Genomic DNA, 15445 nt, shown 5'->3' with positions numbered 1-15445 from the left:
CCCACCACGACCCCCGACCACCGACCGAGGAGGACCGGACGGATGAGCCTGCGGGCACGCATCAACTCCCCCGAGGAGCAGGGCAGCCGGGGCGAGGACGGCCACCTGGTCGCCTCCTACCGCGCCAAGCTCCTGGAGGAGATCGACCTCGCGGAGATGGGCGCGCTGGCCGCCGCCGAGCGCCGGGCCCGGCTCGAACGCGTCCTCGGCCACATCATCAGCCGCGAGGGCCCGGTCCTGTCGACGGTCGAACGCGCCCAGCTGATCCGCCGGGTGGTCGACGAGGCGCTCGGGCTCGGCATCCTCGAACCGCTGCTGGAGGACGCCTCCGTCACGGAGATCATGGTGAACGGACCGGACGCGATCTTCGTGGAGCGGGCCGGCCGGGTCGAGCAGCTGCCCCTCCGCTTCGCCTCCGCCGACCAGCTGATGCAGACCATCGAACGCATCGTCTCCACCGTCAACCGGCGCGTCGACGAATCGAACCCCATGGTCGACGCACGCCTCCCGTCCGGCGAACGCGTCAACGTCATCATCCCGCCGCTGTCGCTGACCGGGCCGATCCTCACGATCCGCCGCTTCCCCCGCTCCTTCACCCTCCAGGAGCTGATCGGCCTCGGCTCGCTCGACGAGCACATGCTGTTCCTGCTGGCCGGCCTGGTGCAGGCCAGGTTCAACGTGATCGTCTCCGGCGCCACCGGCACCGGAAAGACGACCCTGCTCAACGCCCTGTCCGGGCTGATCCCCGACGGCGAGCGGATCATCACCATCGAGGACTCCGCCGAGCTCCAGCTCCAGCAGCACCACGTCATCCGCCTGGAGTCCCGTCCGCCCAACGTCGAGGGCCAGGGCCGGATCAGCATCCGCGACCTGGTCCGCAACTCGCTGCGCATGCGCCCCGACCGGATCGTGGTCGGCGAGGTCCGCGGCGGTGAGTCGCTGGACATGCTCCAGGCCATGTCGACCGGCCACGACGGCTCCCTCGCCACCGTCCACGCCAACAGCGCCGAGGACGCGCTCACCCGCCTCCAGACCCTGGCCTCCATGTCCGACGTCGAGATCCCCTTCGCCGCCCTGCACGACCAGATCAACAGCGCCGTCGACGTGATCGCCCAGCTCACCCGCTTCCCCGACGGCGCCCGCCGCATCACCGAGATCGCCCTGCTCGACAGCCACGGCGGCGAGCCGTACCGCCTGGCCACGGTGGCCCGGTTCGAGGCGCAGCCGATGACGCACGACGGGCGCGTGCACGGCGCCTTCCGCCACTTCCCCCTCCCGCGCCGCACCGCGGACCGCCTCTTCCTGGCGGGCCAGCCCGTCGCGCAGGCCTTCGGAGTGGCGCACTCCCCGGACGAGCTGGCCCTGCGCGAGGCCAGGTAGGACAGGCAGGACGGACACCCACCATGGACCTTCAGACCCTGATCACGCTGACCACCGGCGTCACCCTGCTGACCTGCCTGCTCGCCGTCCTGGGCGTGCACACCTACGCCCAGGGCCGGGCCCGGCAGGCGGCCCTGGTGGACCGCCTCACCCACACCCACCCACTCCCGCCCGCCGGCCGCCGACGCCGTTTCCGCCACCTGGACCGCAGGCTGCGCCGCACGCGGCTCGGCCGGAAGCTCGAACTGAAGCTGGCAGCCACCGGCCTGGACGCGACCCCGGCCGAGTTCGTCGTCGCCGTGCTCACCGCGGTCGCCGCCCTGTGGCTGATCGGCCATGCGGCACTGGCCCCCTTCTTCGGCCCGATCGCCGGCCTGCTCGGACTGGGGGCGGCCGTCCAGTTCCTCAACTGGCAGCGCCAGAAACGTATCGAGAAGTTCATCAACCAACTCCCCGAACTGGCCCGCATCCTGGCCAACGCCACCCAGGCCGGCCTCGCCCTGCGCACCGCCGTCGGCATGGCCGCGGAGGAGCTGGAGGCCCCGGCCGGAGAGGAACTCGGCAAGGTCGCCGACCAGTTGGCGATCGGGGTCCCCATGGACGACGCGCTGGGAGAGCTGGCGGACCGCCTCCCCTCCCGCGAACTGGTCGTCCTGGTCACGACCCTGGTCCTGTCCAACCGGGCGGGCGGCCAGGTCGTCGGCGCCCTGCGCAACCTCACCCAGACACTGGAGGAACGCAAGGAGACCAGGAGGGAGATCCGCACCCAGCTCTCCCAGGTCAGCATGACGTCGTACGCCGTCCCCGTGCTCGGCATCGGGTCGCTGCTGCTGATGGACGGCGTCAAGGACGGCGCCCTGGCGCGCATGACGGGCTCGCCCGTCGGCCAGGCCTGCGTGATCGTGGCGTTCGCCCTGTACACGGTGGGTTTCGTGCTGATCCGCCGCATGTCGCGGATCGACGTCTGACGGGGGAGGACGGACATGGACCTGGGAACGGTGGGCCTGCTGCTCGCACTGCTGATGGGCCTGAGCGTGTGGGGCGTCTTCGCCGGCATCCGCATGTACCGGGCGGACGTCAGACTCCCCAGCGACCTGGCACTCGCACTGGAGGTCGGCGCCACCCGCACGGGCGCCGTCGACTCGCTCATCGACCGCATGGGAATGCGCTACGCCCCCGCCGTACAGCGCCTGATGGGCCCGAAACTGGTGGCCCGCGTCCGCCGCCGCATCGACCGGGCGGGCAACCCCGGCGGCCTGACCATCGACCGCTACGCGGCCCGCAGGGCCGTGTACGGAGCCCTGGGCGCGGTGGGCTTCCTGGTGTTCCTCCTGCGCGGGAACTACCTGGTGGCGCTGCTCCTCCTGGCCTTCGGGGTGTTCTGGGCCGAGGTCGGCATCTGGGCGGCCGTCCGCGTCCGCAAGGACGTCATCGAACGCACCCTGCCCGACTTCCTCGACGTCCTCGCGGTCGTGGTCAGCGCCGGCCTCGGCTTCCGCCAGGCCCTGGACCGCGTGGCCTCCCACTACGAGGGTCCCTGGGCCGACGAGATCCGCATCACCCTCCGCCAGATGGACCTCGGCATGAGCCGCCGCCAGGCCTTCGCCGAACTCAGGCGCAGGAACGACTCCGAGCAGGTCGCGATGTTCGTCACCGCCCTGCAACAGGGCGAGGAACTCGGTGCACCCATCGTCGAGACACTGGTCTCCCTGGCCAGGGACATGCGCCGCACCGACGCACAGAACGCCCGCCGCAAAGCAGCCCGTGCCGTCCCGCGCGCCACGCTGATGATCACCACGTTCATGGTCCCCGCGACGATGCTGTTGCTCGGCGCCGGGCTCCTGCTGGGATCGGGCACCGACTTCGGGTCCATCACCGGGGAGTAGGGGGAGGGGAGATGGCACTGACCGTGGCGAGGCCACCGCGTGGCCCCGGGAGGACCACCGGGGGCCGACGGGCCCCCCAGGGGCCGCACGCACCCGTCCGGCACACCGACACGCAGGGCGGGGACGGCACCCCGGACAGCGCCGAAGACCTCCGGCCACCCGCACCCCCCGCGACGGTGGGCAGGGCGCCGCACCCCGAACGCAACGCCCTCCAGGCGATGTGCCGCCAGGTCTTCGGCTTCCGCCTGGCCATGATCGCCCTGGCCGCCCCCTCCGCTCTCCTCAACGCCGCCCCGGGCCTCGGCGTCCGCCTGGTGGCCGCGGCGGTCGTCGTCACCTTCATGGCCTCGTACGCCCTCTTCCGCGACTGGGAGCGCTTCGGGCCCCTGCTCCTTCGCCACCCCACCCTCCTCGCCGTCGACACCCTCCTCGGCTCCCTGCTGCTGATCTCCGCGGGCCCCGACACGACCCTCGCCTACGTCAGCGTCTGCACCCCCCTCCTCGCCGGCATCGTCTACAGCTGGCGGGGCGCGGCCTGCTTCGCCTCCCTCCAGGCGCTCATCCTCCTGCTGGTCCACGGCGTGCAGGGCGGGACGGCGGCACCGGCCGAGGCCCTGCTCCTGCCCGGTCTGTGCGTCATCACGGGCGCGCTCGGCTCCACCCTGCGCAACCTCCTGCTCCGCTTCGGCGCCGCGACCCAGGCCCTCACGGCCGTGCAGTCCCGCCTGGCGGTCACCGAGGCCGTGAGCGCCGAACGAGCCCGGCTCGCCCGCGAGATGCACGACTCGGTCGCCAAGACCCTCCACGGCGTCGCACTGGCGGCGGAGGGCCTCGCGGCCTCCGCCGACCGCATGGACCCGGCCGGGGTGGAGCAGCAGGCCCGCGTCATCGCCGGTTCCGCCCGCCGCGCGGCGGCAGAGGCCAGGGACCTGCTGAGGGACCTGCGCACGGACACCGCCCACGACGCCGCGGCACACCTCGCCGATCCCGACGTCCTGCACCGCCTGGCCACCCTCACCCGCCGCTTCACCTCCACCACGGGCGTACCGGCGACCTACCACCTCACCGGCGCGGAACTTGCACCCCGCCTCCCGCCCGGCGTCACCCGCCAGCTCCTCACCATCGCCGGGGAGGCTCTGGAGAACGCCCACCGCCACGCCGCCCCGGCACACGTCGACGTCACGGCAGGCGTGCAGAACGGCATCCTCCACATCAGCGTGCACGACGACGGCCGCGGCCTGCCGACCGGCACCACCCTCGACCAACTCCGCCGGGCGGGCCACTTCGGCCTGCTGGGCATGGTCGAACGCGCCGCCTCGGTGGGCGCGCGCATCCGCATCGGCCCCGGCCGGCGCCGCACGGGCACGGAAGTCCGCCTGGAACTCCCCCTGCCCTCCCGAGAAGGAGACCTCCGATGAGCGCCCAGCCGCCCCTGAGGGTCGTCGTCGCCGACGACAACCCCGTGGTCCGCGCGGGCCTGACCGCCCTGCTCTCCGCCCACGCCGGCCTCACGGTCGTGGCCGAGGCCGCGGACGGTCACCAGGCCTGCCGGGCAGCCGACCGCCACCGCCCCGACGCGGTCCTCCTCGACGTCCGCATGCCCGGCACGGACGGTCTGACCGCCCTGCCCCACCTGACATCCGTCGCCCCGGTCCTGATGCTGACCTACAGCGGCGAGTCGGACACCGTCCGGGAGGCCCTCCGCCTGGGTGCCGGGGGCTACCTGGTGCACGGCGAGTTCACGGAGGACCAGTTGATCACGGCGGTACGGGACGTGGCGCAGGGCCGCCCCCACGTCACCCCCACCGCGACCCTGGCACTCCTGACCCACCTGAGAGACGACCGCAGTGCAACTGCACACATTGACATCCAGTCAGATTCGTTAGGGGTAGCCACTTCCCTCAAACCGCTTTCGCTAATGCAACGACTTGTGGGACAGTCGTCGAGCAGGATCCGGGGACAACTCAGCACGAGGGAGGCGGAGATCATGGACCTCATCGCCTCCGGCATGACCAACCAGCAGATCGCCGCCGCCTGCTTCATCAGCGAAAAGACCGTCAAGAACCACATCAACCGCATCTTCGCCAAGCTCGACAGCGCCAGCCGCGCCCAGGCGACCGCGAAGTGGCTCGGAACGGCACGGGGGTGAGGAGGACGTGAACGGCAACCGCGGCACGCCCCGCAACCCCCGGCACTGGGCCCGCCTTTGGGCCCGGGGACCCTCGACACCCACCCGACTCCCCGCCTACGGTGCGCAAGCCGAGACACCCGGAGGGGAACACCATGAGCAACTGGATCAACTCCACGGTCACCTACCTGCGAACCCACGCCGCGCGCACCACCCGGGCCGCCCGCGAGGACGCGGGGCAGACCGCGGTGGAGTATCTGGGGATCATCGCGGTGGTCGTCGCGATCGTGCTGGCCATCACGGGGACGGACATCGGTCAGACGATCTTCAACGCCATCACGGACAAGATCAACGAGGTCATCGGCAACGGCTGACGCCCCCGGGCCGGTTCGGCGACCAAGGGCAGGCCTTTCCCATCTACATCACCGTGGTGGGGGGCCTGCTCCTGCTTGCGTTGGCCTACTTCGCCGTCGGCCAGGCCGCGGCCAACCGGAACGGCGCTCAAACCGCCGCCGACGCCGCGGCGCTCGCGGCGGCTCAGGACACCAGGGATCAACTCGCTGCTCAATGGCGCACCAACCTGGGTGACCCCGGCAAGTGGCAGAAGATCTTCGACGGAAACGTAACTGTGGCCCCGTCGTGCTGGCGGGCCCACCAGTTGGCCGGCCAGAACGGCGCACGCGTGCGGAACTGCGAACCGACGGGTCCTCTCGGCTACAGGGTGGAGGTCGAGAACGCCAAGGCAGTCGGCAAATCGATCGTCCCCGGCACGGAACGCCAGCATGCTCAGGCATGGGCCACCGCCGTCATCCAGCCACTCTGCGCGTTCCAACTCCCGGAGCCGGACGCAGAACCCGACACGCTGCCCCGGCTGGCATGCGAGGACGGAGACTGGGATCTTGATCCCGAAGACACCGGACTGCTCCCCGAGCCACAGGACCTGTTCGACGTCCATTTGGTCGGCTGACGAACGCACCATCACGAGGGAAGAAGGAAGCTGAGCAATGAGCATTCGGTTCACTGCGAAGGCCCGCAGGGGGGTGGTCACGCTGGCTGTTGCGACCGGTCTGGCCCTCGGAGTGGCCGGCTGCGGCAGCGGGGGTGGTGACGACGAGAAGCCGCAGAAGGCCGCATCCGCTTCCAAGGACACAGGATCCAAACCAAGTACCCAAGAAGGCCAGTCCGACGTTCCTCTCGCAGAGGTGAAGGGGCCGACCGGTCTGCTCCTGCAGATTACGTCCGTCGCGCGCGACTCGGGAGGCTTCGTCACCGTCAGCGGGAACCTGAAGAACGACAGCGGCAAGTCAGCCGTCATTCCAGCACAGTTGAGCGGCAATGAAACGGAAGTGCTACGCCACGGCCGGTCCCTGGGCGGGGCGACCCTGGTGGATTCCAAGGGCAAGAAGCGCTACTACGTGCTGCGTGACACGGATGGCCGCCCCCTCACCACCACCGGCATCGCAACCGTCAGGTCCGGTGAGTCGCTTCCGGTATTCATGCAGTTCCCGGCTCCGCCGTCGAACGTCACCGAAGTCACCTTCGAGCTGCCGATGTTCGCATCCGCCCCCGTTCAGATCAGCGGGTGAGGCTGGGAATGACCCGCACCTGTACCGTCCCCCTGGGCGTGACCGCGACCCTCCTCCTCACCGCCACCCTCTACGGCGGCACCACCCCCGCCCACGCCGACGACACCCCCGGCGTTCCCCCGGGCACGGAACCGAGCGCCGCCGCCCCCGTGAAGGTCGACCCCACGGACCCGGATCTGAAGCTCCCCGAGGGGGCCACGCTCGCCGAGCCGAAGGTGCTGGACATCAAGTCGGTCGTCGAGGACCAGTCGGGCGACGAACGCCGCGAGGACACCAACGCCGACGTGAAGTTCGCCCTGCAGGCGGAGGTGTTGTTCGGCAAGGACAGCGCGAAGCTGGGCGGTCAGGCGCGGGCGAGGATCAGGGCGATCGCGGAGGAGATCAAGAAGCAGAACGCGTCACGCATCAGGGTCTTCGGTTTCACCGACAACCTGGGTTCCTCCGCCCACGGCGACGTCCTGTCCAAGCAGCGCGCGAATGCCGTGCAGGACGCTCTCGACGACGACCTGAACGCCCCGAGCATCACCTTCGAGGTCCGTGGCTACGGCGAGCAGTACCCGATCGCCTCGAACGCGACGGAGGAGGGCCGCAGGAAGAACCGCAGGGTGGAGGTCACGTTCCCGCGCACCTAGTCCTGAGCGGACGGCCCGAGCGAACCGGGGAACCCGTCAGGGGCCCGCATGCTCCCGCAGCCCGCGAACGCGGGCAGCCGCCCCCGCACAGCAGAAGCAGAACGCCCCTCAGCGCGGCCGAACGGCTTCGACCCGCACCCGCGCCCCGACGCGCACCCCCCACCCCGCCATGACCCCCGCTTCCGCCTCCAGCACGTGCCGGGCCCGGAGCCGGGGCAGCCCGAGCCGCCCGGGCCGCATCGTCCGCACGGCGACGACGCTCAGGTGGCGGTCGAGGTAGGCGACGTCGATCGGCATCCGCATACGGAAGGTGTGCACGCTGTTCGCCGGCGACAGCAGCATCGCCCCGTCGACCGAAGTCCGTCCGAGCAGCCCCTTGGTGCGCGCCCGGTACGAGGCCGCGATCTCCAGCGGGACCTCGCACACCGCCCCCGCGCCGCCCGCTTCGACCACCAACGTGCCCTGCCCGTCGAGCCATTGCCGCGGCAAGCCCACCGCCCCCTTCCTGCACCGGCCACTTGTCGACCGTAGTCACTTCGTCACGGCGGTGCGCCCTCACTGGTAGACCTGGTGTGGAGGAGCCGGAACTCGACCGTGGTGGCCGAATGCTCACCGCTCACCACAGCACCCGCCACACGTCTGTCACAGCTGATCGCTAAAGTAATGAGCGCGGTCTTGTCTGATCCGAAGACCGAACGGGGAACGGGGAGGTACCAGTGCTGCCGAGCGACAGCGGCGGATCGTCGGGTGCGACGGGTTGGCCCTGGCTGTCCAACGTCTTCGACACAGCGAAGCACGCGGTTCACGACATCGAGGTCGAGTTCACGTCGTTCACGAAGTTCCGGCAGCGGATCGACGAACTCGTCCGCGATCTCAAGGAGTCGCAGGCCGGCGCCAAGCGAGTGGGACAGGACCAGGTCGTGCGCCACCAGTTCGGCGGCGGCGACGGATCGTGGGTCGAGGCGGCAGCCCTCCACAGGTCGTACGCGCAGGTCATCGCCGACCTGGAGACGTTCTCCAAGTTGTTCTCGGACTGCATGGAGGCGATGTCCATCGCGGTCCTCGCCTCGCACAAGGGCTACGACAACATGGACGAGGACGTTCGCAATCGCATGGCTGCGATCGACGTGGAGATGACGAAGCACTACGGCGGCTCGTACGACCCGGAGCACGCCAAGAACCACGGCGCCCAGGGCGGGGGCAGTGGCGGCGGTGAGAAGCCGCCGGCCGGCGACCCGGGCGGCACGATCTGACGCGGATGCACGGACGACGGGAACGGGGAGACAGCTGATGGCAGGCAACGGGTCCGGTGAGGGCACGTCCTTCGACGGGATGAGCCACGAGCAGATGCTGGCGTGGCTGGACCAGGCCAACAGCGGCACGGTCCAGGGCGCCGCTGACAAGCTGACCAAGGCGGCGACGGAAATCCGCAAGATCGCGACGGAGCTGAAGTTCCGTCCGCAGTGGGTGGAGTGGAAGGGCGACGGCGCGGACGCCTTCCGCACCTGGGCCGCAGACCTCGCCAACTCCGCCCTGCGACTCGCCGACTTCAGTGACGACTCCGCGACGTGGATGTCCCACGCCTCGGTCGCCATCGCCACGGCGAAGGTGTCCATCCCCCGCGACGAGCCGAGTGCCTCGGCCAACCTGGCCGCGGCCCGCGCCCACCACAACGACCCCGACGCCGCCGCCGTCGGGTCCAGGGCCAGCGCGGATCTCGCGGCACTGGCGGCGAGCAAGGAGAAGACCCGCCAGGAGGCGGCCGTCGAGATGCGAAAGCTGACCTCCGCGTACGACGTGTCCTCCCGGGAGATGAACGGCTTGCACCGGCCCAAGTTCCCACCGCCGCCGTCGGGTCTGAGCTTGGAGAAGCCCGAGGATCTGACCCGCCCTGGGAGTGGAGGAACGGGCGGCGCGGGGACGGGCGCGGCAGCCGCGAGTGCCGGCAGCTCAGCAGCAGGTGTGCCGGGACACGTCGCGACACCGGGACACACCAGTGAAATGCGTCCCGCGGGCCCGATTCCGGCCGATACTCATCGGCCGGTCAGTATCGACAGACCAGCGCATGTCGAGATCGATTCTGTGGGCACTCTTTCGGAGACTCAGCGTCCCGCTCCAGGAACCGGTCTTGTGCCGTCATCAGGGCAGCCCACACCTGCTCGTCCCGAAACACCCTTTCCGCTGCCTGCGACCGGGGTCCCGCCCAACTCCAGCCGAAACGGGCGTATGCCATCAGTTTCGGGCGGGACTGGAAAGCAGGTCACAAGCGGTCGCACTGCTACTGCGCCCGGCCAGGGAAACACAGGGCTCCCGCGTGGTCGCAGCACCGGGGGAACGGGCCAGTTCCCCCATGGACCGGCATCCGGCACAGCCAGAGGCAGGGCGCTTCCCGGCCAGAACCTGGGGCGCGGCGTTCCGTCTGCCAACGGAGGCGCAGCCGGCCGCCCGACCAATCCAGGTGTCACGGGAGGCCGTTCAAGCGGTCTCGGAGCTTCGGGCGGACGCCCGTCGGGTTCCGGCGTCACGGGCGGACGCCCGAGCAATCAGGGCATCGCCGGAGGCCGTCCGGGCGCCACGCCTGCTGCGGGCCGACCGTCGAGCCGCTTGCCGGGTGGGACGGTCGTCGGGGGAGAAGCCGCCGGCAACCGTGGGGCGACGGCTGGGCGCTCGTCCACGGCACGACCGAGCGGGTCGCCGACGACTGCACGCCCCGGAGGCACGACGAACACGGGACGTCCCATGTCCACCCCGCAGAGCGGCGTGGTCGGCGGGGCGCCGCAGCAAACGGGACGCGCTCCCGCTCGCCCCGGTGCGCCGGTACCGTCCGCACCCACACGCGGAGGCATCTCCGGCGGCACGCCCAGCGACAGCCGCGATCGTAGTGGTGCCCGCAGCGTCACTGGTTCGACCAGTGGAGCTCAGCAGCGCAAGAAGCAGCAGACTGATCGCCGCAACCCCTCGTCGGCTGCCGACTGACGTACGACAGACACAGGAGAGGGACGTACATGCCCACCATCAGAACAGGGCGCGGTCGGTTCCGGACCGCCGCTTCAGCACTTGCTGCTCTTCTGCTGGTGGGCAGTTCGGCCGCCTTGGCTCAAGCGGACACGACCCGGTCGCTGCAGTGGCACCTGGATGCCATGCATGCCGACGAGATGTGGCGGACCAGCACGGGCAAGGGTGTCACGGTTGCAGTCATCGACAGCGGGGTCGACCCGACCAATCCGGATCTCAAGGGACGAATTCTTGACGGCCTCGACCTGGCTCCTTCTGAGGCATCAGGTGACGAGCACACGGATTTGGACGGCCACGGCACAAGCATGGCCGGACTCATCGCCGGTACGGGTGCTTACGGAGGGGGAAAGGGTGCATTCGGACTAGCGCCAGGCACCAAGATCCTCCCGATTCGGGTGCCGGGCCGAGGCGAGTACAACCCGTTCCTGTCGGCTTCGAGCTTCGCGGACGGGATCCGCTATGCAGTCGACCACGGTGCCAAAGTCGTCAACATTTCCATGGGTACTTCCTACAACGATGCAAGCTTGAGCAACGCGGTGAAGTACGCCTTGGAGCAAGGCTCGTTGGTGTTCGGAGCGGTGGGCAACAGCGGAGACGAAGGAAACCCTGTTCTCTATCCGGCCGCAACCCCCGGTGTCGTGGGTGTTGGTTCGATCGGCAAGAACCTCCGGCGCAGTTCCTTTTCCGAGTATGGCTCGCAGGTGGACATGGCCGCTCCCGGGGAGGAAATGGTCCATGCATGCGGCGGCAAGACCGGGTTGTGCAAGGGGGACGGCACCAGTGACGCCACCGCCCTGGCCTCCGCGAGCGCAGCCCTGATCTGGTCCAAGCATCCGACCTGGACGAACAACCAGATCCTGCGCGTCATGCTGAACACGATCGGCGCGCCCACCGACGGAGCCAAGCGCAACGACTCCATCGGCTACGGCATCGTCCGTCCCCGCATCGCCCTGCAGAACCCCGGCGATCCCGGCCCGGCGGACGTCTACCCCCTCCCCGATCTCAAGGCGGCAGCGGAGAAGTCACCGGTCCCGTCGGCGAGCGCGTCCGAGGCGCAGGGCGGAGGAGCGCCGGCCAGGGGCGATGGCGATGACGGCACCGGCTCCAACACCTCGGCCGCAGAGGACTCCGGCAGCAGCACCCTGTGGGTCGTACTCGGCGTCGGTGCGGCGGCAGTCCTCGCCGCCGCCGGAGCGGCCGTCACCCGTAGGCGCCGTCATCGGACCACGCCACCGCCACCGCCCGGCGCCCCCATGCACCAGCCTCCTCACGGCAACCGGCAGTTCACCCGGCCCGGTCACGACGGCACACCGCACGGCGGCGGCCCGCACGACCAGGGCGGATCGTACCGGTGAGGTGCGGTGGAGGCTGATGGCCGGTCCGTATGAGGGCACTGGGCTGCTGTTCCCCGCAACTCGCCTACTCGCACGTTGCCGTGCCGCGACCGAGTGCCGAGGGACCCGGGCGTGACCCCGGAGCGCGGGAGCCGACGGGATCCGGCCGATGACGAGTCCTGCGGCGAGGAGTTCCGGTGGAGCGTGCGTGAGGCGGCCCGGCCCCTCGTCGCGAGGGGCCGGGCAGGGGTTCAGGTGGGCCGGTGGTCTCCCGTCGCGCCGTCGATCAGTTCGCGGACGATGTCCATGTGGCCCGCGTGCCGTGCCGTCTCCTCGATCATGTGGACCAGGACCCAGCGCAGGGAGACGGTGCGGCCGGCGTGCCACGACGGTCTGCCGACGGCGTCCAGCGGCAGTTCGGCGATGACCGCGTCCGCGGCGGCGCGGGCGCGGGCGTAGAAGGCGGTCAGTCGCTCCGCCGTCTCGTCCCGGGTCGCCCGCATGTCCTCGTTCTCCCAGGGGTCGAACCACAGCGGCTCCCCCTCGCGGCCGAACGTCTCGACCAGCCAGGCGTACTCCACGGACGCCAGGTGCTTCACCAGGCCCAGCAGGCTCGTGCCGGACGGGGTCATGGGGCGGCGCAGGCTGTCGTCGTCGAGGCCGTCGAGCTTCCACAGCACCGCGTCACGGTGCCGGTCCAGGCTCGCCCGCAGGGTGTCCTTCTCGTCGCCCTGGTACGGCATTCCTGCACCGGGCGGGGTCTCGGAGGTCGTCATGCCGCGGAAACTAGCAGCGCCCACTGACATCAGCCTGCGATCATCGGCACCATGCAGCCCACCCCCGACTCCACCCGCACGTTCGAAGAACTCGTAGCCGAAGGCGTCGCCGTCCCCACCGAGGGCTGGGACTTCTCCTGGTTCGAGGGCCGGGCGACCGAGGCACGGCCCTCGTGGGGGTACGCCGTGTCCCTGGCGGACCGGCTGGCCGGGGCCGAGGCGGCGCTCGACCTCCAGACCGGCGGCGGGGAGGTCCTCGACTTCGCGCTGCGGCGTGCGGCACGCCGGCCTCTCGTCACCGTGGCCACCGAGGGCTGGCCGCCGAACGTCGCGAAGGCCACCGCCCTGCTCCGGCCGCGCGGTGTCGCCGTCGTCGCGGCTGAGGAGGACGCGCGGCTGCCGTTCACGGACGGCGCCTTCGACCTTGTCGTGAGCCGGCATCCCGTGCGCCCGCAGTGGAACGAGATCGCGCGGGTTCTGCAGGCCGGCGGCAGGTACTTCGCCCAGCACGTGGGGCCCGCGAGCGTCTTCGAACTGGTGGAGTACTTCCTCGGACCGCTGCCCGACGAAGTGGTCGGCGCCCGCCGTCCCGAGCGGGAACGCGCCGACGCCGAGGCCGCCGGGCTGGAGATCGTCGGTCTTCGGGCCGAGAGGCTGCGCATCGAGTTCCACGACATCGCCGCGGTCGTCCATTTCCTGCGCAAGGTGGTGTGGATGGTCCCGGGGTTCACGGTGGAGAAGTACGAGCCCCGACTGCGCGCGTTGCACGAGCGGATCGAGGCCGATGGGCCGTTCGTGGCGCACAGCACACGGCACCTCTTCGACGTTCGCAGGCCCGGCGGCTGAGGACGCCGGCGGTTCCCCCGTCCTTTCCGCGGTTTCCACATCGTTATCGGCGATGGCTGGCCTTCGACCTGCTGGATCACATAGGTTCAGACCAAGGTAATTCGCGTGAGCAAAGCTGCGCGGTCGGTACCGCGCGGTGGAGGGGGCTGCGCGGTGCCGGCGCCGTCAAGCGGGCGCCCCGGGGCGGGGTAGCCCGTCGGGGGGACCCCGGGCGGATGTGATCCGGACCGGTGAGGACCCGCCCGGTCGCCTTCGATTCTCGGGAAATCGCAGTTCCGCGACCTTGCGGGGCCGTTCGATCTCCGCGGCACCGCGTCGCCGTCCGATTTCGGAGAGTAGTTGTGGCACGCCGATGCACGCATCTGCCCTTACGAAGGGTTATGGTGGAAACCCCCCCTCGGGCCGGTCCGTCTCCCCCCCACGGACCGGCCCGTTTCTTCTCTGGTGGACTCGCCCGTTCCCTTTTCGCCCGTGCCGGGCGTGGACCCCGTCGAACGTCTGTCCGGGCAGAGGTTTCGGCAAGGGTTCCGCGCGGGCACCACGGCGCGCGCCGCCCCGCCCCGCCTCCCACCCCACCCTCGCTCCCTTCACCTCCGAGGGCGCCGCGCACGCCCCCGATCCCTTACGGACACCCGCCCCGCGAGCCCCGGCCGGGCCTCGTACCCGTTGGCCTCACCTGCCGGGAACAGCGGTACGCTTCCGCCCTGGGGACCGCTCTCTGGTCTGTTCCGCACGGAGGGGCTGACAATCACGTGAACCTGCGCGACAAACTGCGCGGCCTGCTGGTCGGGCTCTACGCGCGCCGGGTGGAAGGCCACCTGGACCACGCTCAGGTACCCAAACACATCGGCGTCATCATGGACGGCAACCGGCGATGGGCGAAGGCCGCGGGTTCCACCGCCGCGCAGGGTCACCGGGCCGGTGCCGACAAGATCGAGGAGTTCCTCGGCTGGTGCTCCGAGACCGACGTCGAGGTCGTCACCCTCTGGCTGCTGTCGACGGACAACTTCGACCGTCCGCAGGAGGAGTTGGTTCCGCTCCTCGGCATCATCGAGGACGTGGTCCGCACCCTCGCCGCGGACGGGCGCTGGCGTGTCCACCACGTCGGCGCGACCGATCTGTTGCCCGACGGCATGCGACGCACCCTGAAGGAGGCCGAGGAGGCCACCGCGCACGTCGAGGGGATACTGGTCAACGTCGCCATCGGGTACGGCGGGCGGCAGGAGATCGCCGACGCCGTCCGTTCGATGCTCCTGGACGCCCGGGAGAAGGGCACCTCGCTGGAGGACCTCGCCGACACCGTCGACGTCGACATGATCGGCCGGCACCTGTACACGAGCGCTCAGCCCGACCCCGACCTCGTCATCCGCACCAGCGGCGAGCAGCGGCTGTCCGGATTCATGCTGTGGCAGACGGCGCACTCCGAGTACTACTTCTGTGAGGTCTTCTGGCCGGCCTTCCGCAAGGTCGACTTCCTGCGCGCGCTCCGGGACTACGCCGCACGCCACCGCCGCTACGGCGGCTGACACGCACCGCCGTGCAGCGGCGGGCGCAGTGCACCGGCCCTGCCGCGGCGGCCCGCGGGCGCGGGCGGACCGGCCGGAGGACGGCCGCGGGGTTCCGGCCGTGCAGGGCCCCGGGAGCACGGCGCGGCACGACCGCCTCCGGCACCCGGAGGGCGGGTCCCCGGTCTCGCGCGAACATCCTCACGTGTCCCGTGAGGAGCACCCCGGCCGCCCCCGGCGTCCGGACGTCACACGGAGTTCACCGGTGTGCCGTCATGCGTATCGGCATGGCATCGCACGTTCGAGGGCATAAAGCAACCAGGTCGACGCCCGAACCACGGGTGTCGGATCTCAGCG

General features: G+C 70.5%; 15 protein-coding genes. 13 read left to right on the top strand and 2 right to left on the bottom strand.

Annotation, left to right across the window (positions count from 1 at the left end; all coding sequences use genetic code 11):
• The first annotated feature begins 42 nt into the window (after positions 1-42).
• The 9 genes from I3F54_RS10335 to I3F54_RS10295 all read left to right on the top strand — a co-directional run bounded on the left by I3F54_RS10335 (position 43) and on the right by I3F54_RS10295 (position 7612).
• Positions 43-1380: a CpaF family protein gene (locus tag I3F54_RS10335; protein ID WP_240118370.1), complete on the top strand. Its 1338-nt coding sequence runs from the start codon at positions 43-45 to the stop codon at positions 1378-1380.
• A gap of 23 nt (positions 1381-1403) precedes the next feature.
• Complete coding sequence (locus I3F54_RS10330; protein ID WP_240118369.1) at positions 1404-2348, top strand: type II secretion system F family protein; 945 nt, start codon at positions 1404-1406, stop codon at positions 2346-2348.
• 30 nt (positions 2349-2378) lie between these two features.
• Positions 2379-3266: a DUF5936 domain-containing protein gene (locus I3F54_RS10325; RefSeq protein ID WP_240118476.1), complete on the top strand. Its 888-nt coding sequence runs from the start codon at positions 2379-2381 to the stop codon at positions 3264-3266.
• Between the two features lie 218 nt (positions 3267-3484).
• On the top strand, positions 3485-4684 hold the full coding sequence (locus I3F54_RS10320; protein ID WP_240118475.1) for a sensor histidine kinase: 1200 nt from the start codon (positions 3485-3487) through the stop codon (positions 4682-4684).
• A complete protein-coding gene (locus tag I3F54_RS10315) occupies positions 4681-5415 on the top strand; it encodes a response regulator transcription factor (protein WP_240118368.1) in 735 nt (244 codons plus the stop codon). Before I3F54_RS10320 ends, I3F54_RS10315 begins: the two co-directional genes overlap by 4 nt.
• Before the next feature lie 134 nt (positions 5416-5549).
• The gene (locus tag I3F54_RS10310) at positions 5550-5768 is read left to right on the top strand and encodes a Flp family type IVb pilin (RefSeq protein ID WP_240118367.1); all 219 of its coding nucleotides are present in this window, start codon (positions 5550-5552) and stop codon (positions 5766-5768) included.
• Positions 5765-6361 carry a pilus assembly protein TadG-related protein gene (locus tag I3F54_RS10305; protein WP_240118474.1) on the top strand — a complete coding sequence of 199 codons (597 nt, stop codon included), beginning with the start codon at positions 5765-5767 and terminating at the stop codon, positions 6359-6361. Before I3F54_RS10310 ends, I3F54_RS10305 begins: the two co-directional genes overlap by 4 nt.
• A 37-nt stretch (positions 6362-6398) precedes the next feature.
• The gene (locus I3F54_RS10300) at positions 6399-6980 is read left to right on the top strand and encodes a hypothetical protein (RefSeq protein ID WP_240118366.1); all 582 of its coding nucleotides are present in this window, start codon (positions 6399-6401) and stop codon (positions 6978-6980) included.
• Positions 6981-6988: 8 nt separating this feature from the next.
• A complete protein-coding gene (locus tag I3F54_RS10295) occupies positions 6989-7612 on the top strand; it encodes an OmpA family protein (RefSeq protein WP_240118365.1) in 624 nt (207 codons plus the stop codon).
• A gap of 108 nt (positions 7613-7720) precedes the next feature.
• Here I3F54_RS10295 and I3F54_RS10290 read toward each other — a convergent pair whose 3' ends face one another.
• The gene (locus I3F54_RS10290; protein WP_240118364.1) at positions 7721-8101 is read right to left on the bottom strand and encodes a DUF192 domain-containing protein; all 381 of its coding nucleotides are present in this window, start codon (positions 8099-8101) and stop codon (positions 7721-7723) included.
• 227 nt (positions 8102-8328) lie between these two features.
• Here I3F54_RS10290 and I3F54_RS10285 point away from each other — a divergent pair, with 227 nt between their 5' ends.
• Together I3F54_RS10285 and mycP are read left to right on the top strand one after the other, a co-directional pair.
• Positions 8329-8865 (top strand): hypothetical protein, encoded by a 537-nt coding sequence (locus tag I3F54_RS10285; protein WP_240118363.1) that lies wholly within the window; start codon positions 8329-8331, stop codon positions 8863-8865.
• 1752 nt (positions 8866-10617) lie between these two features.
• On the top strand, positions 10618-11982 hold the full coding sequence (mycP, locus tag I3F54_RS10280; protein ID WP_240118362.1) for a type VII secretion-associated serine protease mycosin: 1365 nt from the start codon (positions 10618-10620) through the stop codon (positions 11980-11982).
• Positions 11983-12212: 230 nt separating this feature from the next.
• Here the strand turns inward: mycP and I3F54_RS10275 are convergent, their stop codons facing one another.
• Positions 12213-12737: a DinB family protein gene (locus I3F54_RS10275; RefSeq protein WP_240118361.1), complete on the bottom strand. Its 525-nt coding sequence runs from the start codon at positions 12735-12737 to the stop codon at positions 12213-12215.
• A 51-nt stretch (positions 12738-12788) separates the two neighbouring features.
• On the opposite strand from I3F54_RS10275, the gene I3F54_RS10270 reads away from it, so the two are divergent.
• Together I3F54_RS10270 and I3F54_RS10265 are read left to right on the top strand one after the other, a co-directional pair.
• A complete protein-coding gene (locus I3F54_RS10270; RefSeq protein ID WP_240118360.1) occupies positions 12789-13583 on the top strand; it encodes a methyltransferase domain-containing protein in 795 nt (264 codons plus the stop codon).
• Positions 13584-14335: 752 nt separating this feature from the next.
• The gene (locus I3F54_RS10265) at positions 14336-15109 is read left to right on the top strand and encodes an isoprenyl transferase (RefSeq protein WP_240118359.1); all 774 of its coding nucleotides are present in this window, start codon (positions 14336-14338) and stop codon (positions 15107-15109) included.
• The last annotated feature ends 336 nt before the right edge of the window (positions 15110-15445 follow it).

This window comes from Streptomyces sp. MUM 2J, assembly GCF_022414535.1.
In the GTDB taxonomy this organism is placed as follows: Bacteria; Actinomycetota; Actinomycetes; order Streptomycetales; family Streptomycetaceae; genus Streptomyces.
This window is presented reverse-complemented; position numbering and strand designations above follow the sequence as displayed.

What these genes read in the sequence shown, in the direction of transcription:
- mycP (WP_240118362.1), top strand. Translation starts at nt 10,618, where the DNA reads ATGCCCACCATCAGAACAGGGCGCGGTCGGTTCCGGACCGCCGCTTCA.
- I3F54_RS10295 (WP_240118365.1), top strand. Translation starts at nt 6,989, where the DNA reads ATGACCCGCACCTGTACCGTCCCCCTGGGCGTGACCGCGACCCTCCTC.
- I3F54_RS10300 (WP_240118366.1), top strand. Translation starts at nt 6,399, where the DNA reads ATGAGCATTCGGTTCACTGCGAAGGCCCGCAGGGGGGTGGTCACGCTG.
- I3F54_RS10320 (WP_240118475.1), top strand. Translation starts at nt 3,485, where the DNA reads ATGTGCCGCCAGGTCTTCGGCTTCCGCCTGGCCATGATCGCCCTGGCC.
- I3F54_RS10315 (WP_240118368.1), top strand. Translation starts at nt 4,681, where the DNA reads ATGAGCGCCCAGCCGCCCCTGAGGGTCGTCGTCGCCGACGACAACCCC.
- I3F54_RS10310 (WP_240118367.1), top strand. Translation starts at nt 5,550, where the DNA reads ATGAGCAACTGGATCAACTCCACGGTCACCTACCTGCGAACCCACGCC.
- I3F54_RS10330 (WP_240118369.1), top strand. Translation starts at nt 1,404, where the DNA reads ATGGACCTTCAGACCCTGATCACGCTGACCACCGGCGTCACCCTGCTG.
- I3F54_RS10270 (WP_240118360.1), top strand. Translation starts at nt 12,789, where the DNA reads ATGCAGCCCACCCCCGACTCCACCCGCACGTTCGAAGAACTCGTAGCC.
- I3F54_RS10335 (WP_240118370.1), top strand. Translation starts at nt 43, where the DNA reads ATGAGCCTGCGGGCACGCATCAACTCCCCCGAGGAGCAGGGCAGCCGG.
- I3F54_RS10275 (WP_240118361.1), bottom strand. Translation starts at nt 12,737, where the DNA reads ATGACGACCTCCGAGACCCCGCCCGGTGCAGGAATGCCGTACCAGGGC.